Genomic DNA, 26,113 nt, shown 5'->3' on the forward strand with positions numbered 1-26,113 from the left:
TCCCGAATTATAGTTAATGTTACTTCGCTTAATCCTTTTGCAACTCTTGAAACATTTTGCAGCAACCGAAGTTTCCACAAACGACGCGAAATACCACCGAGAGGTTTTAGGATGAAAATCAATCAGATAGTCAGAGGGCTGGTGCTGGCAGGATGTGTTGCATCCGCAAGTTCAGCCTGGTCAGCCGAAGCCCCCAAGGACGCAACAGCAGCAACGCAGCAGGCTAACAACGCACTTTTCAGCAAGCTTCCCTTCTCCGATAACACCGATTTTACTAACGCCCACAAGGGTTTTATCGCCCCTCTTCCGCAAGAAATTATCAAAGGTGAACAAGGCAATACCGTCTGGGATCCACAGCAGTACGCCTTTATCAAAGAGGGGGATAAAGCGCCCGACTCGGTTAACCCAAGCTTATGGCGTCAGTCTCAGTTGATTAACATTAGCGGCCTGTTTGAGGTGACCGAGGGCGTCTACCAGATCCGCAACCTCGACCTTTCAAACATGACCATTATTGAAGGCAAAGAAGGCATTACCGTTGTCGACCCGCTGGTTTCGGCGGAAACGGCTAAAGTCGGGATGGATCTTTACTATAAGAATCGCGGCAAGAAACCCGTCGTCGCTATCATCTATACCCATAGCCACGTTGACCACTACGGCGGCGTGCGCGGCGTAGTGGACGAAGGCGACGTGAAGTCCGGCAAGGTGAAGGTTTATGCGCCTGCCGGGTTTATGGAAGCCGCCGTGGCGGAGAATATCATGGCGGGTAACGTCATGAGCCGTCGTGCAAGCTATATGTACGGCAACCTGCTGAAGCCCGATGCGAAAGGCCAGGTTGGCGCGGGTCTGGGAACCACCACCTCAGCCGGCACGGTTACCCTGATTGCCCCGACCAATATCATTGAGAAAGATGGTCAGAAAGAGGTCATTGACGGCCTGACCTACGATTTCATGCTCGCCCCGGGCTCCGAAGCGCCGTCAGAAATGCTCTGGTACATCGAAGAGAAAAAGCTGATCGAGTCTGCGGAAGACGTTACCCACACGTTGCATAACACCTATTCCCTGCGCGGCGCGAAAATACGTGAACCGCTGCCGTGGTCGAAATACATCAACCAGGCGATTGTACGCTGGGGTGATAAAGCAGAAGTGATTATGGCGCAGCACCACTGGCCTACCTGGGGCAACGAGAATGTGGTTAACCTGCTTAAAAGCCAGCGCGACCTTTACCGTTACATCAACGACCAGACCCTGCGCATGGCGAACGAAGGACTTACCCGTGACGAGATTGCCGCTAACTTTAAGCTGCCGGACTCGCTGGCAAATACCTGGGCAAACCGGGGCTACTACGGTTCAGTCAGCCATGACGTAAAAGCCACCTACGTGCTCTATCTGGGCTGGTTTGACGGCAACCCGGCTACGCTGGATGAACTGCCGCCGGAAGAAGCCGCGAAGAAATTTGTCGAATATATGGGAGGCGCGGATGCTATCCTGAGCAAAGCCAAAACCGACTTCGATCAGGGTAATTACCGCTGGGTGGCGCAGGTGGTCAGCAAAGTGGTGTTCGCCGATCCAAACAACCAGGCAGCGCGGAACCTCGAAGCGGATGCGCTGGAGCAACTGGGATATCAGGCTGAATCCGGCCCGTGGCGTAACTTCTACCTGACCGGCGCGCAGGAACTGCGTAATGGCGTGGTGAAAGGCCCAACGCCAAACACCGCCAGCCCGGATACGGTGCGGGCGATGACGCCAGAGATGTTCTTTGACTATCTGGCGGTACACATCAACGGTGAGAAAGCGGCTGACGCAAAATCGGTGTTCAACATCGATCTCGGCAGCGACGGCGGCAAATACAAGCTGGAGCTGGAGAATGGCGTGCTGAACCACACGGCAAATGCCGAAGCGAAAGACGCTGACGCCACCGTGGCCCTTAACCGCGATACGCTGAATAAAATCATCCTGAAAGAAGTGACGCTGAAGCAGGCTCAGGATAACGGCGATGTCAAAGTGACCGGCGATGCCGCTAAGCTCGACGCCATGCTCGGCTACATGGATAAGTTTGAATTCTGGTTTAACATTGTAACCCCGTAGGGGCATCCACTCGCGGGCGGACCTTCCGCCCGCTAAAGGGATATTTTCTCTCATGGAAAAAAGGCATAACGCGACATCAGAGCCAGCGACCTGGCCAACCCGTAATTCGATGGTCGTCCACGGGCTGGCCGTAAACCTGCCGTGGCTTGCTTTCGTGAATGCGAGCTTTGCGCTGATGGTTCTGCTGCGCAACTCCCTGTTCGGCCATATTGATGCCCTTCTGCACATCAGCCAGCACCTGCGGCTGATGATTGACGCCTCCATGCTTGGCGTGGTGATCCTCTCCGTTGCGCTGGTGATGATGGCCTGGCGACGCATCCGCGGGGTCAGCGCCGTGCTGTTCATATGCAGCGTGCTCTGGTCGCTTTGCTGTTACTGGTTTATCAACGTTATCCAGCTACCTCACCCCTGGCCGATATTTGTTACCCTGCTGATGGCCGGCATGACCGCACTCTATTTTCACCCGGTGGGGCTGTTATGCTTCATCGTGCCGCTGTGGCTCACCATGCCCGTTGCCAGCATGCTGCTGAATAAGGAAATGACGCTTCGATTTGCCGGGCTGTGGGTGATCTTCACGTTCATCCTCGTTTGCGGACGCTATATCCTGCTCCGCTGGTTTGATGAAGCCTGGCGTCGCAACCAGCAGAACCAGCGGTTAATTTCGCGACTTGACGCGCTGGCCCATCAGGATCCGCTGACGAAAACGGCCAATCGCCGCGCGATGGAGCTGGTGCTGGAAAACGCGGTGGAGCAAGGCAAGCCCTTCACGGTGCTGATGCTGGACGTGGATTACTTCAAACTTTATAACGATACCTATGGTCACCAGGCGGGAGATGAGTGCCTGGCGCGGGTGGCCGAGGTGCTGAATACGTCGGTGCGCACGCCTGAGGATGTGGTCTCACGCTACGGTGGCGAGGAGTTTGTGGTGATCCTCTTCGACTGCACGGAGGACGTTGCTGAAAAGGTCGCCGCACGGATCCAGGCTGGCCTGCGCGCGGCGGCGATCCCGCACGCCGCGTCTAAGGTTGGTGACTATGTGACGGCCAGTATGGGTATTGCAGGTCACACCGAAGGTCTGGCCGGGCCGGAAATCATCGCCCGCGCCGACGCGGCGCTGTATCGGGCGAAAGAGGGAGGACGGGATCGGTGGTCGCGGTAAGTCCGGCGCCCGCGTCCCCTCACCCTAAACCTCTCCCCTGAGAGCCGAGGGCATTGCTCAGTGCCCGCATTGATTTATGGGGATCCCTCAGCCCACAGGGAGAGGGCTACCCGTCGTTTTTAATACCGCACGCAAACTGACTTAGTTTCACACCAGCCGTCCAGCCAGTCCGGGCCGAAATCGCGCCCGGTGCCGGACTGCTTCATTCCCCCAAACGGCAGGTTGGCGTCGATCAGCGTATGGCTGTTCACCCATACCGTCCCGGCCTGTAGCCTGTCGGTGTATTCCAGCGCTTTACCGATATTCTGCGTCCAGACGCTGGCGGTGAGCCCGTACTCGGTGTCGTTCGCCAGCTGCAGCGCCTCCTCCCCGTCCGCCACGCGCACCAGGTTTACCACCGGGCCGAACACCTCCTCACGCGTCAGGCGCAGGTTATTATCCGGGTTAACCACCAGCGTCGGCGAAACGTAATAGCCTTTGTCGTCTGGCCCGCGGTTACCGCTGATCAGTTCCGCGTGGTGTGCTTTCGCGTCGTCAAGGAACGCCTGAACCTTATCGCAGTGGGCGCGCGACACCAGCGGGTTGATAAACGCCTCGGGCGACATGCCCGGCCCGACGCTGAGGGACTTCACGGCCTGCTCAAACCCGCTGACCAGCGTGTCAAACAGGGGAGCCTCAATATAAATGCGCGAGCTGGCGGCGCATACCTGCCCCTGGTTCAGAAAACTGCCGGTCATTAGCCCCTCAATCACCCATGACGGATCGGCGTCCTTCAGGACGATGGCCGGATTTTTGCCCCCCAGCTCCAGCGTCACGCCCGTTAACGTGTCCGCCGCCGCGCGGGCGATCTGCTTGCCCGTCGCCGTCGAACCGGTAAAACTCACCTTGGCAACGCGCGGGTGCGAGGTCAGCGCCGCGCCGCAGACGGCGCCGCTTCCGGTAACCACGTTGAACACGCCATCCGGGATCCCCGCCTCGCTCGCCAGCTCCGCCACCCGTAACAGGGTGAGCGGCGTGGTTTCGGAGGGCTTGATCACGATTGAACAGCCTGCCGCCAGCGCGGGCATCACCTTCCACATGCCAATCATCAGCGGGAAGTTCCACGGCACGATCCCTGCCACGACCCCAACCGGCTCTTTGCGCGTCCACGCCTGATAGCGCGCCCCCTGCGGCAGAGGAATAGAGAGATCGAGAGTTTTGCCGGCAATTTTCGTGGTCAGCCCCGCCGTATAGCGCATCCAGTTCAGGGTGCAGCCCACTTCGAACGCGCGGGAAATAGTAATGGATTTCCCCTGCTCCAGCGTTTCGAGCTGAGCCAGCTCTTCGCCGTGCTGCTCCACCAGATCCGCAAACCGCAGCAGGATGCGTTCCCGCTCGGCCGGCAGACGCCCTGCCCAGCTTCGGGCGACAAAGGCGCGCCAGCCCGACATCACCGCACGATCCACGTCATCAACGCTGGCATCGGCGGTGGAGGCAATCACCTCTCCGGTCGCCGGGTTGTAGACGTTCAGACGCTTTTCGCTATCGGACGCGGCCTGACGCCCTTCAATCCACAGGCCATGCTGGCGATCTAAAAACTGCTGCACGCCCGGTAGAACGGCGATATGTGATTTCGACATAGGGTACTCCTTCGTTATGCTTCGCAGGGTGTGTATGCAGTCTAAGAGGGGTTTCGCATTCCTGCTTTTGTCTGTGTGACATTCGCTTTGCCACCTGTGACAGGCTCCGCAAATTGTGATAATTCCCGCTTATAACGCTGTAACCATTGAGTGTTCTTTCCTATAGTCAGCCTCGTAGCCCTGACTAAATGCAACATAAATGCAACAATGCGAAAACGGTGACGGTACAGCGAGAAAATCAATGGCATGTGCAGGCGAACAGGACAATTTTCAGCAGTGGCTGGCGCAGATTAACCAGGTTTGCGGGCGCTTTGCTGCGCGTCCGCTAGGGGGCGCGTTTCTCGGCGAGCTGGAAACCAGCTACACCCAAAGCCTGAAGCTAAGCACCGTAACCGCCGCTGGCGTTAACCTGTTTCGCACCCGTCAGGAGATCAAAAACGGCAACGACGCCTGGTTCTATACCGTGTTTCAGCTGGAAGGTAGCGCGGAGATTGAGCAGGACGACCGCCGCTCGGTGCTAAAAACCGGGGATATCACGCTGATTGATGCCTCCCGCCCGTGCTCCATTTACTGGCAGGAGCGATCCCGCCAGATTTCGCTGCTGCTGCCGCGGCAGATCGTTGAGCAATACGCGCGCTTTCAGGAAGTGAGCTGCGCGCTTACCCTCTCCCGCAGCCTTCCTACCGTTCAGCTTAGCTATCGCCTGTTGCAGGAGAGTATGGGCAATGCCGATCTGAGCGCCAGAGAGAGTGAAGCGGCCCTTGAGGCAATGGTGTGCCTGCTGCGCCCGGCGTTCCAGCAGCGTGACGAGGTGCTGCCGCGCAAGGAGCGCCAGTTCCGCAACGTTCTGTCACTGATTGACGACCATATTCAGTCAGAGGCGTTAAGACCGGAGTGGATAGCCTCTGAGAGCGGCATGTCAGTACGCAGCCTGTACCGCATGTTCGCCGAGAAGGGGCTGGTGGTGGCGCAGTATATCAAGAACCGTCGCCTCGATTTATGCGCTCAGGCGCTGCGCGGCATTAGCGATGACGAAAAGTTGGCGGGAATTGGCTACAGCTGGGGCTTTACCGACCATAGCCATTTTTCCACCGCGTTTAAGCAGCGTTTTGGGGTCTCGCCCGGCGAGTACCGGAAGCGTTTTCGCTAGTTACTTTTTCAGCCACCTGCCGTTTATACCCTTCACGTACTCCCCCGGCTGCGCGCGGGCCACCAGCTTTTGCCCCGCCATTTTTGCCACGTCGTCCACGGGCAGATTATTGCTGTCGGCCAGTTTTTGATAGCTTTCCGTGCGTGCGGCGTTGATACGGTTCACCAGCGCCAGCGTTTCCGCGTCATGCTGGACGGGGGCAAGATAGCCGCTCAGGGTTTCCCCCACGCGCCCCTGGGCGCGCGCGTCGTTGAGCGTGAGCGTGGCGGCGTGAACGTTCATCCCCAGCGCCAGTAACAGCAGTGCTAATCGTTTCATGGCATCCTCAGAACAGATCGCTGCGGGATTTCAGCAGGGCTTCAACGTCTTTATCCACCTTGATATGGATTTCGTGCTCGATTTTCACGTTCATGTTGATGGTGATCGGCTCTTTGGGCGCCGCCACTTCAATGCGCGGCGTACAGCCTGACAGCAGCGCGGCCACGGCCACGGCGAGCACACCAGCCCTCATTTTCATTGTTGTTCCTCACTTTCCTTGCCTGTCGAACCGCGGAGAAGTGGTATCGCCGCATGTTGCTCAAACCATGTTTGCAAATTGTCCCCAAAGCGCAGGCTGCGCCAGAGGGTAAAAATGTTCTCTTCATGGGTATAGTTCAGGTTCACGAAGCCGCTTTTGCCGTCGACGCGGCTGGTGCCCTTAATGGACGCCTGCATGGTTAATACGCCCAGATTATCCACATTGAGTTTTGTCCACGACTGCGAAATTTCCATATAGCGGAGCCAGTTAATTGCCGCCCCGGCAGCCATGTTGTCTTTCACAATGGCGTCAGCCGTATCCTGGTCGATACGCAGCGTCATCGGCCCCGGGTTGGTCAGCCAGCCATCTTTAATGATCCATTTCTCATTGTCCAGCCAGAACGGCAGCGCACCGCTCACCGGGCCGGACATGGAAAACTGCTTAGGATCTACCGCGCTAATCAGTTCGCTGGAGGAAATATTATCCACGCGCAGGAGTGCCGGATCGTGCTGCGGCATTCTCAGCTGCTGCATGGTGATTTTTCCGCCCAGCACCTCAACCTTAACGTTGGTGAGCAGGAGCGGGTTCGCTTCGGTCCAGGGATAATCGCCCTGGAGATCCGCGGTGATATTTCGGGCCGTCACCAGGTTTTTCACCTCGCCGATGCGAAGCGTTACCGGCCCGCGCGTGCCCAGCGACCAGGTGCCCTGGCTCAAGCGGAACGGCAGTACAAAATCGACGCCGTTTATCTCGTTATCCGGCATCCACGCGCTGCCTGCTTTCAGCACCCCGTGCCCCCCCGCCTCAAAGCCCTGCCCGGCTGCAGCCGAGAAAGCGACCTGGGCATACATCTCACCGTCGCGCAGCGTCATTTTCCAGTCCGGTGGGATCAGCGGCTGGAACACGGTGAGAGACTGCTTTGGCCACCAGGCCTGACCGCGAAGGCGTTGGCCGTCCCAGCGGCCATTCACCCGTACCGGGCCGATTTTTTCCGCATGGAGGTCACCCTTAAACTGGAATACCGTCGGGTCTGTCCCCTCAACGCTGAAGGTCAGGACGGACGGCGGCAGCACGCTTCCGCCAGAGAAGGTGGTTTGTCCGGCATTAAGCGCGAGCGCGCCGCTGAAGGTGGGTTTATCCGGGTCCCGCGACCAGCGCACCGGCTTATCCAGCACCAGACGCGGTTTGCTGACAAACATCGTGCCGTACTGGAGTTTGTCGAAACCGGTAGAGAGGTCCGTCAGCTCAATCAGGCTGTCGCGCCACTCCCCGGTGCCCCGCACATCCCAGCGCGCGTTCATTGGCGTGAAGTTCCCTTTACCCCAGTAGCGCCACTGCCACAGGCCGTTATCGGGTAAAAAGTCGTTCGCCTGGCCGTCCAGGTGCAGCTCAAAATTGCCCATCTCGTTCTCATGCGCCCGCAGAATGGCCTGCAAGCGGCCGTCCACGCCCTTCTGCGTGAGCTTCACCCCCGCCAGCGGCCAGCGGATCTCATCGATATCGAGCGAGTCGATGAGGCGACCGCGCGAGCGCAGCAGCGCGCCGGGAGCAAAAGTAAGCTGAGGATCGTAGAGGCTGCCGGTCAGCTTTGCCGGGAGTCTGGCATACAGGATCAGATCGTTTTGCTTGGCTTCACCGCTCAGGTACAGCGGCATTTCGCTGTTTTCCATACTGAGCGAGCCGGGGCCGATATTCAGCACCGCGTTGCCCTTACCCGCATCCCCCTGCGTCAGGACGTTGAGACGCCCCGTGAACGTGGCTTTTTCCAGCCCCTGCTGCCAGTTATCTACCCTGAGGCCGACGCGACCGCTCATCGGCATACCGGAGGCCGACCAGCTCCAGCGGCCGTCGCTGACGTTTAACCGCTGGGCGGTTATCTGCCACGGTAAATCGAGCAGCGGATCGGGATTGCCACGCGCCATGACCAGCAGCTGGCCCTGATTGCCCTCCCAGTCAAGATCGGCATCGACCAGCGAGGATAACTGTGGCACGTTGAAGGTGGCGACCGTATGCCCTTTTACCGGCACGCCGTCCGGTACCAGCGGCATCGTAAATTCGCCGACCAGCTTCACGGGCTGCGGCTGGTTCGGCAGCTGCACATCAAACTGGCTTATTGATAGCGTCTGGCCGCGCAGCTGCCCCTGGATGCTCACCTGCTCTCCTTTATAAGTGATTTCCTGGCGGGCCGGGGTCAGTGAAGCGTGCAGCTCCCCCTCCCACTGCTGCCAGGGGGAAAGCGTAAAGCGGTGAACGGTAAGCCAGGTGTTGGGCAGAATGGCCTGCCACTGGGCCAGCGTTTTCGGCGCCACGGTAGAGGGCGCGGATTGCGGTAATTTGCTCAGGCAGACGGCGTTGAGATCGAGCGCGCCAATATCCAGATCCCAGCGGCCCGGATGGGACAGCGTGAGGTTTTCGACGCGGGCAATTTCACACTCATCTACCAGATAGCGGAGATCGGGAACGATCAGGGCGTGGCGCGTGAGCCGCGGGCTTTCTTCAAACGCGATGCGCGTTCCAACCGGTAGCCAGATCCCGGCGAGCGTGGGCACCCACTGGGCGAGCGTCATCAGCAGCGTCAGCGGCACAATAAAGAGCAGCAGTAATAGCGCGATCGCGGCTTTGTATTTACCCTTCATGGGCAGTTAATATCCTGATTTAGCGAAATAAATAAGCCGTTCCTGCCGCTCATTGTCGCATGTTTAGCCAGTCAGTTGAAGGTAATGCCATTTTTAAGAGTAGATGCTCTACAATAATTCATAGAACTTATTGATTTCAATGAAATTTGAAAAATTGTAAGATAATTTTAATCATGCTAACGTGGTTGCAAAATCACTGGAGAACGTCTTATGAAACTCGCGGTATATAGCACAAAGCAGTACGACAAAAAGTATCTGCAACATGTTAACGAGACGTACGGTTTCGATCTTGAATTTTTCGACTTTCTGCTGACTGAAAAGACGGCAAAAACGGCCCACGGCTGCGAAGGCGTTTGTATCTTCGTAAACGATGACGGCAGCCGACCGGTGCTGGAGGAGTTGAAAAAGCAGGGCGTGAAATACGTTGCCCTGCGCTGCGCGGGCTTTAACAACGTCGATCTTGATGCCGCCAAAGAGCTGGGCCTGAAGGTGGTTCGCGTCCCGGCCTACTCTCCGGAAGCGGTTGCCGAGCATGCCGTCGGCATGATGATGTCGCTCAACCGTCGTATTCACCGTGCTTACCAGCGCACCCGTGACGCCAACTTCTCTCTGGAAGGGCTGACCGGCTTTACCATGTACGGTAAAACCGCAGGCGTAATCGGTACCGGCAAAATCGGCGTGGCCGCCCTTCGCATTCTGAAAGGTTTCGGCATGCGCCTGCTGGCGTTCGATCCGTACCCAAGCGCGGCTGCGCTGGAGCTGGGCGTGGAGTATGTCGATCTGAAAACGCTTTTCTCCCAGTCTGACGTCATCTCCCTGCACTGCCCGCTGACGCCGGAAAACTACCATCTGCTTAACCAGTCGGCATTCGAACAGATGAAAGACGGCGTGATGATTATCAACACCAGCCGCGGCGGGCTGATTGATTCTCAGGCCGCTATTGAAGCGCTGAAAACGCAGAAAATTGGCGCACTGGGGATGGACGTGTACGAGAACGAACGCGATCTGTTCTTTGAGGATAAATCTAACGACGTGATCCAGGACGACGTGTTCCGTCGCCTGTCGGCCTGCCACAACGTGCTGTTTACCGGCCACCAGGCGTTCCTGACCGCCGAAGCGCTGATCGGCATCTCGGAAACCACGCTGGGGAATTTGCAGCAGCTCGAAAAAGGTGAAGCGTGTCCTAACGCGATCGTTTAAGCCAGTCTGGCCGGGTGGCGGTTACCTCTGCCCGGCCGATAATAAGCCCATCGGAAAAATAACGGTGCCCCGGCTGGCAGAGGGGATATTTCGTTTAAAAATAAATAACGACAGCGTAAAACAAATCTACAACTGTTTTCAGGAAGCCGTTCTACACTTTAAGCGGATATATCGGTAATAAGATTAATATAAGACAATTTTTTACGTCCTTAAATGCCGGGCTATTTACGTAGCCTTCACACATTGTTGCCATTAGCAGAGGAGCCTGAAATATGGCATTCGTAACAACGAAAGATGGTGTCAGTATTTATTACAAAGACTGGGGCCCGAAGGATGCGCAGCCCATCGTTTTCCATCACGGCTGGCCGCTGAGCGCCGATGACTGGGATAATCAGATGCTCTTTTTCCTTGCAGAAGGCTTCCGCGTCATCGCCATCGACCGTCGCGGTCATGGTCGTTCCGATCAGGTGAGTGAAGGCCACGATATGGATCACTATGCCGCCGACGCATCGGCGGTGGTCGAAAGCCTGGATTTGCGTAATGCCGTGCACGTCGGCCACTCCACCGGCGGAGGCCAGGTCGCCAGATACGTTGCGAAGTACGGCCAGCCTCAGGGGCGCGTGGCCAAAGCGGTCCTGGTCAGCGCCGTTCCACCGCTGATGGTAAAAACGGACGCTAACCCCGGCGGAACGCCCATTGAGGTGTTCGACGGCTTCCGCCAGGCGCTGGCAGCCAACCGCGCCCAGTTTTACCTCGACGTCGCCAGCGGCCCTTTCTATGGCTTTAACCGGGACGGGGCAGACGTTTCGCAGGGCACGATACAGAACTGGTGGCGTCAGGGAATGATCGGTAGCGCCAAGGCCCACTATGAAGGCATTAAGGCGTTTTCAGAGACCGACCAGACGGACGATCTCAAAGCCATTACGGTGCCTGTCCTTGTGTTGCAGGGCGATGACGACCAGGTCGTGCCGTATAAAAATGCCGCCCTTCTGCAGGACAAGCTGCTCGCAAACAGCGAGCTTAAAATTTATCCGGGCTTCCCGCACGGGATGCATACCACGCATGCCGATACCATAAACGCCGATATCCTGGCATTTATTCGCTCATAAAGACGATGATTATGCATATAAAACCGGGCTGCACGCCCGGTTCTTTTTTGCACAAGGGGCATTTTGGGCTGAGCATAAGCAAAAAACCCGCCGGAAGCGGGTTTTTGTAGTAGCCATGAAGATTATTTGAACACTTCAGCTACGGCCTGGAAATTAGGGCCATGCTCACGAGCGGCAATGATGACGTAGTATTTCCCGCCCTTCTCGTCTGCCAGTTTTGAGAGTTTTTCATGAAGATCGGAAGGTGAAGAAATTTGTCCACCTGAAGCCCCTACGGTTACATTACCCAGGTATTCCAGCTTGAAGTGGTGCGCTTCATCCTTGGAAATCATATCTGCCGCAGATGCGCCAAAGCTTGCTACCGTTAAAGCCAGTACAGTCCCTAATAGTGCCTTTTTCATATCATTCCTCCTGTGGATGTATCTTCCTGTTTAACATTAGCACTAAATATGTAAACGAGCCGGGTCATTTTCACAAAGGGATTACGCGATGCTTCATTTCCTGGCTTTTATTCCTCACCACGCGGGCTCAGCAGTTTCATCTACTATACTGACCGATGCAGTTGTCATTTATCCGCGCGGTTACGCGTAAAGTAACGAAAACTCACCTGTACCATGACCATCAGGAGAACAATATGCACACGAGTAAAACCCTGAAAAGGGTGCTAGCCGTATCAGTAGCTGCAGCGATGTTCAGCACCGTTGGCGTACAAGCCCAGACGACTAACGCCGCGCAAACCAGCGCTGCGGGCCAGGCTCAATCGGGCGCTAAGCTAAGCTCCGGCGACGAAAACGCGTTGAAGGACATGGCGCAGGCCAACATTAACGAAGTGGCCGCCGCCAAACTTGCCCTGAGCAAGGCCCAGAGCAGCGAAGTGAAAACATTCGCTCAGAAGATGGTCGACGATCACGGTGCCGCCCTCACCAAAGTCCAGGCCGTTGCCCGGCAAAAGGGGGTAGAACTGCCGACCGAGCCGGACGTTGCGCATAAGGACCTGACCCGTAAGCTGGAAAACCAGAGCGGCGACGCCTTTGACAAGATGTATATGGAATATGCCGGCGTGAAAGACCACCAGATGGTGCTGTCGAAGCTACAAAAGGATGCCAGCAAGATCGACGATCCGGACGTGAAGGCTCTGGCTAACGAGCACACCCCGGTCGTTGAGCAGCATCTGAAGACCGCCGAGCAAATGTCGGTGCCGTCCGGCGCGTCAGCGGACAAAAAGTAAGTGCCGCGGTAAAATAGCGCGCCCCGAGCGCGCTGACCCAAAAAAAGTGGGGCCCACAGGCCCCACGCGCATTTCTACCCTCCCGGGTGAACGTTATTCAGGCAGCGCGTAGACCACCACCTGGTCTCCCACCTGATCCTTCAGGATAGTGTTCCCGCCCGCCACAAATGCCACGTACTGACGGCCTTTATATTCATAGACCGACGGGTTCGCGACCGCCGGGGCTTCAACCTGATCGGACCACAGCTCTTCTCCGCTCTCAACCGAGTAGGCGCGCACTTTGGCATCCATCGAGGCGCCGATAAAGATCACCCCGCCCGCCGTCACGGCCGGACCACCGATAGTAGGTGAACCCCAGCCTTCCGGCATAAAGAAGCCATACTGCTGGGATGCGCCAACCGGACGACGCCATTTCACATCGCCCGTGTGCATGTCCAGCGCCACAATTTCGCCAAACGGTGGCTGCCAGCACGGCATGCCCAGCCAGTTATCGGCCACCAGCAGGCGCATACCGTACGGGGCCCCTTCCTGCGGCGCAAAGCCGCTTTCGTTACCGGCGGTTTTATCGGCGTTATCGTAATCCTCGCGGCTGTAGAGCTTCACGTACTGGACGATATGCGAGGTGTTGACGATGGCGATCTGCTTTTGCGGATCGAACGCAACCCCGCCCCACTGCACGCCGCCGGCGCTATCGGGATAGGTTAACGCGCCCTCGCCTTTGGTGGTGGGCGGCGTATACATTCCCTCATAGGCCAGGTTGTCCCACAGGCGGGAGCACTGGCCGGCACCGACGATATCCGCCAGCTTCCAGATTTTCGGCTTTTTCGACTGGTCGAGCAGCGGCGCGGGCTTGGTTGGGAACGGCTGCGTGGGCGAGAGAACTTCGCCCTGCACCGAACCGTCGCCCTGCGGAACCGGACGTTCTTCGATAGGCCATACGTCCTCCCCCGTCAGGCGGTTAACCACAAACAGGAAGCCCTGCTTGGTGGCCTGCACCAGCGCCGGGATCTTTTTGCCGTCTACGGTGATATCCATCAGCGTCGGCGCGGAGTTGATATCGTAATCCCAGACGTCGTGGTGTACCCACTGGCGGGACCAGACCACCTTACCCGTGTTGATGTCCAGCGCGGTGGTCGAGGTGCCGAGGGGAATCGCGTCGACGCGGTTGCCGCCCCAGTAGTTGGGCGACGGCGACGAGACTGGCAGATAGACCAGGCCATTGGCCTCATCCGCGGACATGTGCGTCCAGACGTTGGCGGTACCGGTACGCTTGCGGATCGCTTCCGGGATCGCGTCAAAGGTCCATTCACGCTCGCCGGTCCGGGCATTGATGGAGAATACGGTGCCCGGAGGCGCTTCGGCATAGGCCCAGTCTTTACCGGCCCAGCCCACCAGCAGATGGTCGCCGACCACGGTTGGCGGCTGCAGGATAGAGAGCGGATACCTGGCGTTAATGGTGTTCCACTGGTTCACGTCCAGCACGCCGTTGTCCGCAAAGCCGCTGCACGGTTTGCCTGAATCGGCGTCCAGCGCGAAGAGCTTGCCGTCAACGGTGCCCATATAGACGATCTTCTGGCATGCCTGGCCGTTCACCGGATTTTTTGCCTGCCAGTAGGACACGCCGCGGTTCTTCAGCACCGGCTGGGTCAGCGCCTTGCGCGAAGATTTGGTGTCATAGTGCCACTTCTCTTTGCCCGTGCCCGGATCCAGCGCAATCAGGCGATCGAACGGGGTGCCGATGTAGAGGGTGTCGTTGGCGAAAATGGGCGTGGCGGACCAGACGGTGGCGGGCGTATCGCCTTTCCCATCCGAGACGTCGCCGGTATGGAACTCCCAGATTTTCGTTAATTTGCCGACGTTTTCCGCTGTGATTTGGGTTAGCGGGCTGTATTTTTGCGCGTTAAGCTGCCCATGGAAGCTGTCCCAGGTGGCTGTGGAAGGCACCAGCGGCGTTGCCGGCTGGCTGGTCGAAGCGACTTTTTGCCCACTACCGTTGCCGGTTGAGGCTTCGTCCGTGGTTTTTGTGGTCCCTGGCGCCTGCCGATCGGCCGCATCAATATCAAGCGAATCCTGGGTGCCCTGAGAGGCCTCGGCGGCCTTATCCTGGGCCTGTAGCGCGAACGGTGCGACCAGCAGCGCCAGCGCCGTCATGCCGACCTTCAGGAAGGGATAATACTTATCGTTATGCACGGGCGGCTCCTCAGGCTTTGACGCGTTGATGGTTACGGGCTGACGTGCTGCTCAGCATAATCAGACCGATCAGGCCGACCACCATGGCCGCCGTGATGATGTACTGGTGCAGCAGCGCGGCGGCAAAACCCACGCCCGCCAGCACCAACAGGGTGATAATAATCAGGAAAATGCGCGATCCGCGACCGGACGCCGCGCGTAGCATAAAGGCCAGTATCGCCAGCACCGCGCTGGCGATGGCTACGCCCAGTGCGCCAATGGTGCCGGTGACGCCGGTAAGCGGCGTCCACCAGGCGTACAGCGCTACCGCGAAGCCGGTTAACGCGGCCAGCAGCAGCAAAATGCTGCCGACGCGCGAGGATTGAGAATGATACATACCAGGAAGCCCCCTATAAAAATGCAAAATAAACCACCGTTAAGGCGTTTTCGTGGATATATGCCGCTGCCGTTCGCGCAGACACTCGCTAAAAAAACAACGCGGCGTGAGAAACGGCGGCATATTTCACTAAACGTAACAGAGTATAGAAGAGGATTTTTTTAAGGGGCGTTTATCCGGCGAGCGCCCTGCTCCACGCTGCGTTCAGAAGGCGGCGTGTTCCGAGAAAAACGTACGGGCGAAATTTCATGCTGCTTTGAACGAGGAGCAAACAACGCAATTCCTCATGTAAAAACCTACCGGCTCAAAAATTTGGAAATTTAACGGAAATGGTTAAGCTTCTTATAAACATGCTTAAGGATAGCCATAAAATGATTGTTAACTGTATGGTCTACCGTTCAGGCCACCCCGCCGAAACCGTAGATATTGAAGATATCAGCGAAGTTATTCAGGACCCCGATGCGTTTATATGGCTGGGGCTTTGGCAGCCTGAACCGGCGTTTATGTACAAGGTACAGGAGGAGTTCGGTCTGCACGATCTGGCAGTAGAGGATGCCCTTAACGCACATCAGCGGCCTAAGATAGAGCGTTATGGCAGCTCGGCATTTATCGTTGTGAAGACCGTCAGTGGTCAGGGCGACAATATTGAGTTTGGCGAAACGCATTTGTTCGTGGGCCGAAACTTCCTTATTACGGTGCGCCATGGGGCTTCAGAGAGCTACGCGCCTATACGCGCCCGCGCTGCCGAGGCCCCGGACATGCTTTCGCATGGTCCGGCTTATCCCCTTTACTGTATTCTGGATTTCATTGTCGACAGCTATGCAGAGCTGACCGCGCGCCTCAACACAAAAATTGGCGATATTGAAGCGACGCTTTTTCACAGTGAATTTGACCGTGAAGCCATTCAGGACGTGTATTCCCTCCGCCGCAATCTGCTCGGGCTTCGCAATGCCGCTCAGCCCGTAGAAGAAATCTGTACAGAGCTTATCCGCATTCATGAAGAACTTATCCCAAAACCCCTCAGGGCCTATTTCAGAGATATTCAGGACCATGCTCGCCATGTCGTAACGGACGTAAATGACATGCGTGAGCTGCTTAGCAGCGCGATGCACGTCAACCTGGCCCTGGTTTCAGTGCAGCAAAATGAAGTCGTGAAGAAACTGGCCGGCTGGGGGGCGATACTCGTGATCCCGACGGTAGTCTTCAGCATGTATGGTATGAACTTCGAACATATGCCGGAACTGAAGACGCTCTTTGGCTATCCGGCTACGGTCGCTGTCACGCTGGGGGCCTGTGTATTACTGTGGCTTCGGCTCAAACGCTCTCGCTGGCTTTGATTGATAAGCGATCTGATCGTTTTTGGTGTCGTGAAGTACAGTAGCGCCTTACGCTTACGTCGATTATGCCACGACACCCTACCCTCTCCGCTATTTCCCCTGCATATGTCGGTACATCCCTGTTCATTGAGATCCGGGATCTCCCGCTTTACCGTTTATAAAATACTGCAAAACGAGGCTATTACAGGGCAAGGTCATTCGTTATTACAAATCATCAATCCACATCGATAATTATTATATTTGTTTATGCTTTATTGAGCTCAGGTGTGAATTCATATTGACGGACATAGGCACTAATTTTTTTACACAAGGATGGTTAATATGAAAAGGGTTTTTATGACGGCTGCATTAACTGGTTTATTTGTCAGTAATAATCCATATGCAGGAGAAAGCTATCTGGTCTATAACCCACACAATATTGCGGTATTTGAAGTCCGTTTCTTTAACGTTGGCGACGGCCCCTTTATGCCGGACTGGCCGAGCGCGTCTGAGTCAACATGGGATCTTGGCCAGCAACAAAAAGAAAAAATACTCGATGCCATGCGTTACTGGGCTGAGGTTATTACCCCCAGCCCAGGGCAACTGCCCGCCATTATCAATGTGGGGACGTTTAACGACGAGAATGCCGCAGGTTCCAGCGAATCAGTTACCGACGGCATCATAAGCCTGACGCAGCTGCAGGGCGCATTGAACGGCATTGATACCGGAGAGCTGACCTTTGGCTCCCACGCCCAGTTCATCATGGGCAAACTGGATTTTGATAACGTTCCCTATGTGCCCGCGCAGTTGCCGCGTACTGGAAAGGCCGATCTGGTCAGCGTCGCTATTCATGAGCTGGCCCATGGACTGGGAATATCCAATATGGTTACCGAGCTGCAGGGAAGTGGCACATTCACGCCCGCTTTTGATACCGAGCCTTTTGGCTCCTGGACCAGCCATCTGCGCGACGATCGTGGCAATCCTGCCCGACCAGGGCAGGTAATATTGTGTAATGGATGCAATAACACATGGGATCCACAAGGCTTTGATGTACGGCTCGATAAAGGCTATTTCACCGGCAGGCACGTGGATGAAGTCCTTGCAGGCGCCATGCCTGGCGTGCCGGTGAAAATGTTAGCAGACGACGGTTCGGTCGATGATAACTACATGAGCCATATCGAGCTGAAAAACAGCATGATGAGCCATCAGAACTACCGCAATTACACAACGTTTATGGAAGCGGAACTGGCGTTGCTGCAGGATATGGGATATCAGATTGACCGACGTAACTTTTTCGGTTTTTCGCTGTATGGCAACGGGCAAACTCTCGTTAACCGCAATGGCTATTTTCAGCGTAATCAGCAGGCGGATGGCTATCTGGCTGGTCAATACAATACCGCTAACCTGGGGGTTGGCCTGCATGTGTATGGCAGTAATAACCATATCTTTCAACAAGCGGACCTGTTGACGTCAGGGGCTGGCGGCGCGGGCATCCGTATAGACGGGCAAAATAACACCCTGAGCATCGAACCCGGAGTTCGGGTATACGCCGATGGCGTTAATGGCCGTGGGGTGATGTTTGCCTACGGTAAACAGCACAGCCTTATTCAGCGTGGCGACGTTCAGGCCCTGGGCGCCAGTGGCGTCGGTATCAGTTTTGATTTTGGCAATAATCTCCTGGGTAACGAAGTGGACTACCGTGGATCCTGGCTTCATATTGTGGACGGATATTACGATGCGTTATTACCCGAGCTGCAGGGAGCGCTGGTAGATAATGCCGACATCAGCGGACGGGTTGCCGGTAAAGGCGCGGCGATTTATATATCACCGAACGCGCTGGTCGGTAATATAAATATATTAACGGGTGCCCGGCTGGAGGGTGATATTTATTCGGACTACGCCCAGCGGGATGACTATGGCCAACAGCGGTTAACGCTGCTTACCTTCGGTCGGAAGGCCAATGCGTACGGGCAAGCAACGGAAGCTGCCGATGCTGATTTCAGCTTTACGTACCGCGGAAACATTGAAGGTATCAATAATCTGGCACTGGACGCGCACGGAGGGAAAACCTCGCTTAACGGCGATTTTCAGATTTACAGCATGACTATTGCGCCAGGTGCCAGCCTGTCCGGCAACGCCAGCTACACGCTTAATGAGGAAGGCCGCTTTGTAAATAACGGGATCCTTGCGCCGGGTAATTCCCTTGGGCAAATCAACATATCCGGCGCTTATCAACAGGGGGATACCGGGCAGTTGTTGCTGGAAGTCGACGGGCGCGGCAGGCATGATACTCTGCGAGTGGACGGTCACGCACAATTTGACGGTCAGCTGACGTTTGCGCCGCAGCCGGACTGGTACGCAACAAACTGGCGTCTGAATACGCAAGATTTACTAAAAACGGACTCTTCCGGCGGCAATTTCAGTGCGGTAAACAGCGTGCTCCGCTCACCCACGCTAACGCTGCAAACAACGCCTCAGGGAAAGAATGTCTGGCAGCTCTCAATGCTGCGCGCTTCAAACGCATACAGCCGGTATGCGCAGGACGCTAATGCGCGGCAGGTAGGGCAAGCGCTGGATAAAATTGTGGCAGAAGCTAAGTCTGATATACAGCCGCTGTACCGTACTCTGGATTTCTCAGCCACTGATGGCAGGAGTATCAGCAATGCCTTGCAGCAACTTTCTGCGGGCGCCTACAGCGCCATGTTCGCAAGTTCCCTTCACCGTGAACAGCAGATAGCGCGGATCGTTGGCGGGCCAAATCCTGTGGTTATGCCGAAGCAGCTGGCGGAAGGCGAATGGCGCAGCTTTGCCATACCCTTTGGCGGCGGCTTCTGGCAACAGCGTCAGGGTGACAGTGTAGGGTACGACGCCAGCAGTTATGGCATTGTATTCGGTGCTGAAAAACAAAACGATGAGAATCACAACTGGATTTATGGCTTTCATGGCGCGGTCAGCGGCCAGTCGGTGACGGTGAAATCACCAGAAACCGCGACCGGGAAAACCACTGCTTTCGATCTTGGTATTCATGCTCGTTACGGCGCTGAAAGAGCCGAAGGAATGTATTTATTCGGCACTGGCCGATTGGGTATTGAAGACAGCTGGCTGGACAGAAACATTAATGTCGAAACTTACGGAGCAAGCCACCATGCCACCTGGACCGGATTGTCAGGCTCTGTGTCGGCCGGCGGGGGCTATCGATGGGCGCTGAATAATAATGTGAACGCCGGACCGGTAACGTCACTGAATTACACCACATTACATCGTCCCGGCGTGAAGGAAAGCGGCAATGACGGCAGCCGACTGATGCTGGGTTCGCAGACCTTCGATTCTCTGAGATCAAGTATCGGGGTGAATGGTAACTGGAATGTACCGCTCGCTTCAGGGGCGTCGGTAGCAGCTGAGCTGCAGCTCACCTGGGATCATGAACTGCTTGATGGCAACGTAGTGCAACAAGCCTCTTTCGCCAGCTATCGAAGCACAGGGTTTAGTTCCAGGAAACAGGTGACTGGCCGTGACGCTCTGGGCGTTAAGGCAGGTATGAGCTATAAAATCAACGCTGATGTCGAACTGGGCATCGGGGTTGAAAGCGAAATGTTTCGTTCTGGCTATGACTCGATCGCAGGTAATCTTTCAGCCACCTGGCGTTTCTGATGTCTGAGGACGAGAAAATAACAGGGCTGGTAATTTAACTCACCGTATCCCCGGCGTTGCCGGGGTATTCCTGACGGTTTTTGGTATCAGAAATGGCTTGTGTCTCCCTGGCCATGCTCACCAGAACCTTTAACGCGCTTAAGCTGGATCTCTTCACCACGTTGCCAGGCATCAGCGCCCTTAGCAACCGGGTGCGCCACAATATCCTTACGTTCTTCTTTGATGGCTTGCGTGCTCACGTCAAAGCGTCGATCTCTGTCCGCCAGCAGTTTGGGGTCTAACTGCCCTTCCCCGGTAAAGCCCATCATCAGTGCCGGAATGCCGAGCGGCAGCTTTTTATCGCGGTCGGTGTGCCAGGTATGCCAGGTCTTGCCGTAGGTATTCACAATTTTGCTCATCAATGCTTTGTCAGCCACTGCAGGTAAACCTGGCGCAATCAGGCTGCCGGATTTCACTTCATATTGATGGCTGTGCCACAATTTTTTTTCTTCCGGCGGCAGTGTGTTAAACAAACGTTCACTAATGATGTACTCAACGCCCATTAAACGGGCATCTTTGGTGTTTCCGTCGTAGATCACCGCCTGCATCACGTCCTCATTCAGGACGGTTACATAATGATGGGCTTCCATCTGGCCATTTTTATCCCCGCTATAAAAATGGAAACCGTCAAGGTAGGCACTAATTGCATCAATGGGCGGACGGGACTGGATAAGCTGCGCACCGGCTTCAAGCGTGCTCGTCCCGACGGAGGTTTTTGCACCCGGAACAGGCGTATTTGAAGGGGTATTGTTCGCGCCGCAACCCACCAAAGTCAGGCTCGACAATAATAAAAGCGATAATGGTTTCATTGACCCTCCCTGTAAAAGTCACTTTACTGAAAGTAGTACATTCGCGCAGACACGCCAGGAGAATTTTTATTAAACCATCGGGCAAACGGGCGTACCTTCCGTTTAAGAACACCATTTATATTTATGCCCGGACGCTATAAATCTTTTAAACCATCTGTTATCCGGTTAATAGTCGCTTAACCACCATCACTATGAATTTATATGACGGAAAATCAGCGAAATAGCCAAACTGATGCGCCGTGAGCAGCAAGTCCATTTGCTGCCGGACGTAAATGAGTCTGCATAATTCAGATGAAGGGTACCGAACCGCCGAACTCCATATAAATTTTTGCCAGATTATTTAACTGGTTAAAGCGATTTTCGCTCAGCAACAGTTCGGCCTGACGGCGTTTCTCCTGGGCATCAAGCCAGAAAGAAATTCGCACCGCGCCCTGCCGGTAGCGAACTTCGTTTAGCCTCTCTGATTTTTTCGCCAGTTCCAGACCTTCACGGAGAAGCGTCTCCTGTTCCAGGAGTTGATGACGCAAAGCAAGCGCATCTTCTATGCTGCTCATCGCCTTGTAAAGTTCCTGCTTAAACTCCAGAACCCGTTGTTCGTAGTCGTTGCGGGCAATCTTCACGTCCATGCCCCTTTCTCTCCATTCCAGGAACGGCAGGGTCAGGTTTGCTCCAACAGAGCCTACAGGATTTTGCAGGAAGGCCATGAGGGTGCTGCTGCTGGTGCCAAGCGAGCCGGTCAGACTAAACGCTGGATAAAATTCAGTACGCTGGACGTCAACGGTGGCCAATGCTTCCCTTACCCGCCACTCTTTAGCGCTGATATCTGGCCGATGCCGCAGCACGTTGACCGGAATTTTTTCACTGACCTGCGGCAGTGGCCCCATGGGTAACGCTTTCGGTTCGACTATCGAGCTGCCCGGCGCGGTACCAAGCAAAACGGCTTGCTGATTGAGCACCTGTAAACGTTCATTCTTCAATGCCGCCAGCCTGTTTTCCTGCGAAAGTACGCCCTGCTGAGCATCCACAACATCCAGAGAGGAAGCGCCGCCCGCGGCATAACGCGCCTTAGCCAGGCGCAGCGTCTCTTTTGCATAGTCGATACTTTGTTGCAGGACAGACAGCTGCTGGTTAATAAAGCCTAAACGCCAGTAATTATTACTGGCATTTGAAAGCAGCGTCAGGCGGGCAGCGCGGAGATCCTCTTCCGAGGCAAAACGTGCCCACGCCTTCGCGTCGCGCTGCCGCGCTATTTTGCCCCACAGATCCAGCTCATAGCTGGTATTAATATTGGCAGAGCTGCTCCTGCTCCAGCTGGCTGAGCCGTTCAGCTGTTTTTCACCGTTAAGACCGAGCGAACCTTTGAGTCCCGGATCGTTTGCGATGCCAATCCGCTCTTCGTCCAGTCGGGCGCGATAAACACGCAGTACCGCTCCAGCGACATCGTTATTGCGCGCCATAACCTGCCGCAGCCAGCCGTCGAGGTCTGGATCGTTAAAGGCCTGCCAGTCGAACGGCACCTTCTCTTCCGCAGCATCAGCCTGATACCAGCTGGCAGGATGTTTCACCTCAGGAGGCTGATAATCGCTTTTCAGCGAGTTTGCGCAGCCAGCGCTAAGCAGGAAAGCAAGACATACCGTTAAAGGAAATACAATTTTCATGGATTACTCGCTGGCCAGTGAAACGACCGGATCCATCCTTGCTGCCTTGCGGGCAGGGAGATAGCCAAAGATCATGCCGATTAACGTTGAGCAGAAGAAGGCGGCAGCAGCGGCCTGCCACGAATAAATGGCGGTGAAAATGCCGCCTGCCAGCGCGGTGAACAGCGCTCCGGCGGCATACGACAGGGCAATACCTAACGCTCCACCTATTAGACATACCAGCACAGCCTCAATCATAAACTGCTGCATGATATCGCCCTGACGCGCGCCGACCGCCATTCGCACACCAATCTCATGGGTCCGTTCAGTGACCGACACCAGCATGATATTCATCACCCCAATACTGCCAATCATCAGCGAGATGCAGGCCACCATCAGAATCAAGATGCTAAAGGTCATTGAGGTCCGTTCGATTGATTGTCGAATCTGCTCGTAATTATAAAGCTGGAAGTCTTTCACGCCGTGGCGTTGGGTCAGAAGCTGAGAAATAGCGCTAACCGCTGCCTCGTTGGCAACATCATCCTTAAGCCTTACGCTGATGCTGGTCAACACCGGTTTTCCTGTCATTCGGTACATCACCGTGCTGTAAGGCATCCAGACGTTTATACGATTAGGCGCATAGCTTCGGCTGTTCCCTTTGGCGATGCCGACAACCCGTGCAGGCACTGAACCCAGAAAAACGATTTGCCCAAGTGCCTTTAGTCCTGCATCGTCAAATAACGCCTTGCGGGCATTTTCATCAATGATGACCTCCTGCAAGGCATTTCGATCGTCCCGGAAAGTTGATCCCTGCATCAGTTCAATACCGTTTACGCGAAAATGATCGCGCCCAACGCCATTGATCGTGGCGGTAGCGGATTTACCGAGAAAGCGAATGTTGTCTGAAGCGTTAACTTCGGGGCTGACGCTGTCAACAAACCCCTGCTTTGCTAATGCTTCGGCGTCTGCCGGGACCAGCGTACGAATGCCTTCGGTGCTGTCGTCAAAGAAATCCCTTCCCGGGTAGATGCTCACCACGTTGGTTCCAAGCTCCTTGATATTCTCAAGGGTTCGCTGTTTCGCGCCTTCACCCAGTGCCACCACCGTAACAACCGCGGCGATACCAAAAATAATGCCCGTCATGGTTAACGTCGTACGCAGGCGATGCGCATTCATCGCTTTTAACGCCATGTGCAGGGATTCACGGGTACGGTCAAAAATACTTTGCCACCAGCTCTGCTGAACGCTGTCTGGTGGTGTAAGGGCAACCCCGGAAGTAACTCGACTACCGGTATCAGAAATAATTTCACCGTCACGCAGCTCAATAATACGGTTAGCATGCTGCGCTACCTTCATATCATGCGTCACCATAACCACGGTATGGCCACGCTGATTCAGTTCACTGAGTATTGACAGCACTTCCTGACCGGACTGCGTATCCAGCGCGCCGGTTGGTTCATCCGCCAGAATGATTTCACCGCCGTTGATCAGCGAGCGGGCAATACTGACACGCTGCTGCTGGCCGCCTGAAAGCTCTCCCGGCTTATGATGTTCACGCCCTTCCAGCCCGAGTCTACCAAGCAGAGTAGCCGCGCGCAGACGGCGCTTTTCGCGCTCACTATTGGCATAAATCGCCGGAATTTCAACGTTACTTAACGCGCTCAGGTCGGGCATTAAATGATAACGCTGGAAGATAAAGCCGATGTGCTCCCGGCGGATCCTTGCCAGATCGTCAGGTGAAAGCTGGGCGGCATTTTGACCGCTGATATAGTAGTCGCCACAATCAGGGACATCGAGACAGCCCATAATATTCATCAGGGTTGACTTACCGGAACCGGAGGCGCCGATGATCGCTACCATCTCCCCTGCTGCGATAGTCAAATCAATCCCTTTTAGCACGGTGAGATCCTGTCCACCGTTCCTGTAGGTGCGGCTGATGCCCTTGAGTTCTATGATATTACTCAAGATACAAACCCTTCCCCGGGCGCTTTTTCACCCGGCTGCGATAACACAACATGTTCCCCAACGTTTAAACCTTCCAGGACCTGAATATCCACACTGTTAGTAATGCCGGTTTTGACCTCGCGGGTTTCCAGCCGGTTATCACTGGTTAATACCTGCACCTGCTGCTTGTTGCCATTAACTTTGTGAACAGCCTGAATCGGCACCAGCAACGTATTTTTAGCTTCTCCAGACAGCAAGGATACCTGTGCTGTCATGGCAATTCGCAGACGGTTTTCTGGATTGGGAACATCCAGCAGCGCGTTGTAGTACACCGAAGCATTTGACGTGCCTGACCCCGAGGCTGAGCTACTGCTGGCCAGGGTATCATCTTTCATAACCGACTCAGGTGCCAGTTCAACGGTACGTAACGTGGCGTCATAATGCTTATCCGGCTCCGAAAAAATGGTGAATCTGGCTTTCTGTCCCGGTGAAATTCGCGTGATATCCGCCTCAGAGATCTGGGCTTTAATTGTCATAACGTCCAGACGAGCGAGTTTGATAATGGTCGGCGCACTTTGGCTGGAGTTAACCGTTTGGCCCTGTTGGGTGACAACGGCAATAACAATGCCGTCCATTGGAGCAACAACTTTTGTATAACCCAGATCGACCTTTTTCTTATCGACATCAATTTGCGACTGGACGAGTTTGGCGTTCAATGCCGATAGCTCAGCGCGAGTAGTGGCCAGCGTGGTTTCAGCCGTTTCGAAATCTTCCCTCGAGCTGGCATCCTCGTTTAGCATCTGGCGCTGGCGCTTAAAACGCAAAGAGGCTTGCTTCAACTGCGCCTGCTTAGCCTGAAGCTCTGCTTTGACCACGTTGAGAGCGGCCTCGGCGTTGCGTAAATCATTACGCTGCGGTACGTCATCAATTTCAGCGATTAGCTGCCCTTTCGTGACGCGATCGCCTAACTTCACTTTCAGCGACTTAACCTGGCCAGAAACCTGTGCCCCAACGTTGACCCGCTCAATCGCATCAATCCGACCGGTAGCAAGTACGGCGTTTTCAATATCGCCGAGGCGTACTGGAGCGGTAACATAATCAGGAACCTGTGGGCTTTTCAGGAAGAAGAACAAGGCGATGCTAAAAACAATTAACAGAGCCGCAGCACAGGCCAATACGCGACGGGGTGGGGATTTTATTAACATGGCGCAGGTTTTCCATAACGATAAAACATTGAATCAGGCATCATCGTAACATCGCCAGTATTTACCGGAGGTAAACGCGCTGCGCTATTTGTCGAAAAGCGTAATCGGGCTCCTCCACCCCGCAATCAATTACGTAGCCGCCAGTAAACCGCCGCCAGCTTGGGGTTCTGCGCCGGAATCGACAAAATGTCCGACAACCATTTGCATTCAGACATCACTGAGCGATCGGCCCCCACACGATAA

The 26,113-nt window shown here is 55.4% G+C and carries 19 protein-coding genes; 8 read left to right on the forward strand and 11 right to left on the reverse strand.

Going from position 1 to position 26,113, the window contains the following annotated elements:
• The first annotated feature begins 111 nt into the window (after positions 1–111).
• Together IM304_RS01710 and IM304_RS01715 are read left to right on the forward strand one after the other, a co-directional pair.
• Positions 112–2,085, forward strand: coding sequence for an alkyl/aryl-sulfatase (locus IM304_RS01710; RefSeq protein ID WP_193356112.1), 1,974 nt, complete (start codon positions 112–114; stop codon positions 2,083–2,085).
• Positions 2,086–2,137: 52 nt separating this feature from the next.
• Positions 2,138–3,244, forward strand: a complete 1,107-nt coding sequence (locus IM304_RS01715) for a GGDEF domain-containing protein (protein ID WP_193356113.1) — start codon at positions 2,138–2,140, stop codon at positions 3,242–3,244.
• A 119-nt stretch (positions 3,245–3,363) separates the two neighbouring features.
• On the opposite strand, the gene IM304_RS01720 is transcribed toward IM304_RS01715, so the two are convergent.
• Complete coding sequence (locus IM304_RS01720) at positions 3,364–4,863, reverse strand: aldehyde dehydrogenase family protein (RefSeq protein WP_193356114.1); 1,500 nt, start codon at positions 4,861–4,863, stop codon at positions 3,364–3,366.
• Positions 4,864–5,104: 241 nt separating this feature from the next.
• Between IM304_RS01720 and feaR the strand changes: the two genes are divergently transcribed.
• On the forward strand, positions 5,105–6,013 hold the full coding sequence (gene feaR / locus IM304_RS01725) for a transcriptional regulator FeaR (protein ID WP_148419557.1): 909 nt from the start codon (positions 5,105–5,107) through the stop codon (positions 6,011–6,013).
• On the opposite strand, the gene IM304_RS01730 is transcribed toward feaR, so the two are convergent.
• From IM304_RS01730 to IM304_RS01740, 3 genes are read right to left on the reverse strand one after another with little or no spacing between them, the layout of a single operon-like run.
• The gene (locus IM304_RS01730) at positions 6,014–6,331 is read right to left on the reverse strand and encodes a YdbL family protein (protein WP_176610420.1); all 318 of its coding nucleotides are present in this window, start codon (positions 6,329–6,331) and stop codon (positions 6,014–6,016) included.
• A gap of 7 nt (positions 6,332–6,338) precedes the next feature.
• Positions 6,339–6,530: a YnbE family lipoprotein gene (locus IM304_RS01735; protein ID WP_148419429.1), complete on the reverse strand. Its 192-nt coding sequence runs from the start codon at positions 6,528–6,530 to the stop codon at positions 6,339–6,341.
• Positions 6,527–9,166: a YdbH family protein gene (locus IM304_RS01740; RefSeq protein WP_193356115.1), complete on the reverse strand. Its 2,640-nt coding sequence runs from the start codon at positions 9,164–9,166 to the stop codon at positions 6,527–6,529. Before IM304_RS01740 ends, IM304_RS01735 begins: the two co-directional genes overlap by 4 nt.
• Positions 9,167–9,376: 210 nt before the next feature.
• On the opposite strand from IM304_RS01740, the gene IM304_RS01745 reads away from it, so the two are divergent.
• Together IM304_RS01745 and IM304_RS01750 are read left to right on the forward strand one after the other, a co-directional pair.
• Positions 9,377–10,366: a 2-hydroxyacid dehydrogenase gene (locus tag IM304_RS01745; protein WP_193356116.1), complete on the forward strand. Its 990-nt coding sequence runs from the start codon at positions 9,377–9,379 to the stop codon at positions 10,364–10,366.
• A gap of 272 nt (positions 10,367–10,638) precedes the next feature.
• Positions 10,639–11,475, forward strand: a complete 837-nt coding sequence (locus IM304_RS01750; protein WP_193356117.1) for an alpha/beta fold hydrolase — start codon at positions 10,639–10,641, stop codon at positions 11,473–11,475.
• Between the two features lie 122 nt (positions 11,476–11,597).
• On the opposite strand, the gene IM304_RS01755 is transcribed toward IM304_RS01750, so the two are convergent.
• Positions 11,598–11,876, reverse strand: a complete 279-nt coding sequence (locus IM304_RS01755; RefSeq protein ID WP_176610425.1) for a DUF1471 domain-containing protein — start codon at positions 11,874–11,876, stop codon at positions 11,598–11,600.
• A gap of 233 nt (positions 11,877–12,109) precedes the next feature.
• On the opposite strand from IM304_RS01755, the gene IM304_RS01760 reads away from it, so the two are divergent.
• Complete coding sequence (locus tag IM304_RS01760) at positions 12,110–12,703, forward strand: DUF4142 domain-containing protein (RefSeq protein ID WP_148419424.1); 594 nt, start codon at positions 12,110–12,112, stop codon at positions 12,701–12,703.
• Positions 12,704–12,796: 93 nt separating this feature from the next.
• Here IM304_RS01760 and IM304_RS01765 read toward each other — a convergent pair whose 3' ends face one another.
• Both IM304_RS01765 and IM304_RS01770 read right to left on the reverse strand, forming a co-directional pair.
• Complete coding sequence (locus IM304_RS01765; protein ID WP_193356118.1) at positions 12,797–14,893, reverse strand: pyrroloquinoline quinone-dependent dehydrogenase; 2,097 nt, start codon at positions 14,891–14,893, stop codon at positions 12,797–12,799.
• A 10-nt stretch (positions 14,894–14,903) separates the two neighbouring features.
• Positions 14,904–15,269, reverse strand: coding sequence for a hypothetical protein (locus IM304_RS01770; RefSeq protein ID WP_193356119.1), 366 nt, complete (start codon positions 15,267–15,269; stop codon positions 14,904–14,906).
• Positions 15,270–15,640: 371 nt separating this feature from the next.
• On the opposite strand from IM304_RS01770, the gene IM304_RS01775 reads away from it, so the two are divergent.
• Complete coding sequence (locus IM304_RS01775) at positions 15,641–16,606, forward strand: magnesium and cobalt transport protein CorA (protein ID WP_193356120.1); 966 nt, start codon at positions 15,641–15,643, stop codon at positions 16,604–16,606.
• 321 nt (positions 16,607–16,927) lie between these two features.
• Positions 16,928–20,236, forward strand: a complete 3,309-nt coding sequence (locus tag IM304_RS01780; RefSeq protein ID WP_193356121.1) for an autotransporter domain-containing protein — start codon at positions 16,928–16,930, stop codon at positions 20,234–20,236.
• Positions 20,237–20,322: 86 nt separating this feature from the next.
• Here the strand turns inward: IM304_RS01780 and IM304_RS01785 are convergent, their stop codons facing one another.
• The 4 genes from IM304_RS01785 to IM304_RS01800 all read right to left on the reverse strand — a co-directional run bounded on the left by IM304_RS01785 (position 20,323) and on the right by IM304_RS01800 (position 25,870).
• Positions 20,323–21,084: an OBAP family protein gene (locus IM304_RS01785; RefSeq protein ID WP_193356122.1), complete on the reverse strand. Its 762-nt coding sequence runs from the start codon at positions 21,082–21,084 to the stop codon at positions 20,323–20,325.
• A gap of 287 nt (positions 21,085–21,371) precedes the next feature.
• Positions 21,372–22,742 (reverse strand): TolC family protein, encoded by a 1,371-nt coding sequence (locus IM304_RS01790; RefSeq protein WP_193356123.1) that lies wholly within the window; start codon positions 22,740–22,742, stop codon positions 21,372–21,374.
• 3 nt (positions 22,743–22,745) lie between these two features.
• Positions 22,746–24,686 (reverse strand): MacB family efflux pump subunit, encoded by a 1,941-nt coding sequence (locus IM304_RS01795; protein ID WP_148419419.1) that lies wholly within the window; start codon positions 24,684–24,686, stop codon positions 22,746–22,748.
• Positions 24,683–25,870: an efflux RND transporter periplasmic adaptor subunit gene (locus IM304_RS01800; protein ID WP_193356124.1), complete on the reverse strand. Its 1,188-nt coding sequence runs from the start codon at positions 25,868–25,870 to the stop codon at positions 24,683–24,685. Before IM304_RS01800 ends, IM304_RS01795 begins: the two co-directional genes overlap by 4 nt.
• Positions 25,871–26,113 lie beyond the last annotated feature (243 nt).

It is taken from the genome of Enterobacter cloacae complex sp. P40C2 (assembly GCF_014930695.1).
Taxonomy (GTDB): Bacteria; Pseudomonadota; Gammaproteobacteria; order Enterobacterales; family Enterobacteriaceae; genus Enterobacter; species Enterobacter pasteurii.

What these genes read in the sequence shown, in the direction of transcription:
- IM304_RS01745 (WP_193356116.1), top strand. Translation starts at nt 9,377, where the DNA reads ATGAAACTCGCGGTATATAGCACAAAGCAGTACGACAAAAAGTATCTG.
- feaR (WP_148419557.1), top strand. Translation starts at nt 5,105, where the DNA reads ATGGCATGTGCAGGCGAACAGGACAATTTTCAGCAGTGGCTGGCGCAG.
- IM304_RS01715 (WP_193356113.1), top strand. Translation starts at nt 2,138, where the DNA reads ATGGAAAAAAGGCATAACGCGACATCAGAGCCAGCGACCTGGCCAACC.
- IM304_RS01720 (WP_193356114.1), bottom strand. Translation starts at nt 4,863, where the DNA reads ATGTCGAAATCACATATCGCCGTTCTACCGGGCGTGCAGCAGTTTTTA.
- IM304_RS01785 (WP_193356122.1), bottom strand. Translation starts at nt 21,084, where the DNA reads ATGAAACCATTATCGCTTTTATTATTGTCGAGCCTGACTTTGGTGGGT.
- IM304_RS01775 (WP_193356120.1), top strand. Translation starts at nt 15,641, where the DNA reads ATGATTGTTAACTGTATGGTCTACCGTTCAGGCCACCCCGCCGAAACC.
- IM304_RS01735 (WP_148419429.1), bottom strand. Translation starts at nt 6,530, where the DNA reads ATGAAAATGAGGGCTGGTGTGCTCGCCGTGGCCGTGGCCGCGCTGCTG.
- IM304_RS01750 (WP_193356117.1), top strand. Translation starts at nt 10,639, where the DNA reads ATGGCATTCGTAACAACGAAAGATGGTGTCAGTATTTATTACAAAGAC.
- IM304_RS01710 (WP_193356112.1), top strand. Translation starts at nt 112, where the DNA reads ATGAAAATCAATCAGATAGTCAGAGGGCTGGTGCTGGCAGGATGTGTT.
- IM304_RS01790 (WP_193356123.1), bottom strand. Translation starts at nt 22,742, where the DNA reads ATGAAAATTGTATTTCCTTTAACGGTATGTCTTGCTTTCCTGCTTAGC.
- IM304_RS01730 (WP_176610420.1), bottom strand. Translation starts at nt 6,331, where the DNA reads ATGAAACGATTAGCACTGCTGTTACTGGCGCTGGGGATGAACGTTCAC.
- IM304_RS01780 (WP_193356121.1), top strand. Translation starts at nt 16,928, where the DNA reads ATGAAAAGGGTTTTTATGACGGCTGCATTAACTGGTTTATTTGTCAGT.
- IM304_RS01800 (WP_193356124.1), bottom strand. Translation starts at nt 25,870, where the DNA reads ATGTTAATAAAATCCCCACCCCGTCGCGTATTGGCCTGTGCTGCGGCT.
- IM304_RS01755 (WP_176610425.1), bottom strand. Translation starts at nt 11,876, where the DNA reads ATGAAAAAGGCACTATTAGGGACTGTACTGGCTTTAACGGTAGCAAGC.
- IM304_RS01770 (WP_193356119.1), bottom strand. Translation starts at nt 15,269, where the DNA reads ATGTATCATTCTCAATCCTCGCGCGTCGGCAGCATTTTGCTGCTGCTG.
- IM304_RS01740 (WP_193356115.1), bottom strand. Translation starts at nt 9,166, where the DNA reads ATGAAGGGTAAATACAAAGCCGCGATCGCGCTATTACTGCTGCTCTTT.
- IM304_RS01760 (WP_148419424.1), top strand. Translation starts at nt 12,110, where the DNA reads ATGCACACGAGTAAAACCCTGAAAAGGGTGCTAGCCGTATCAGTAGCT.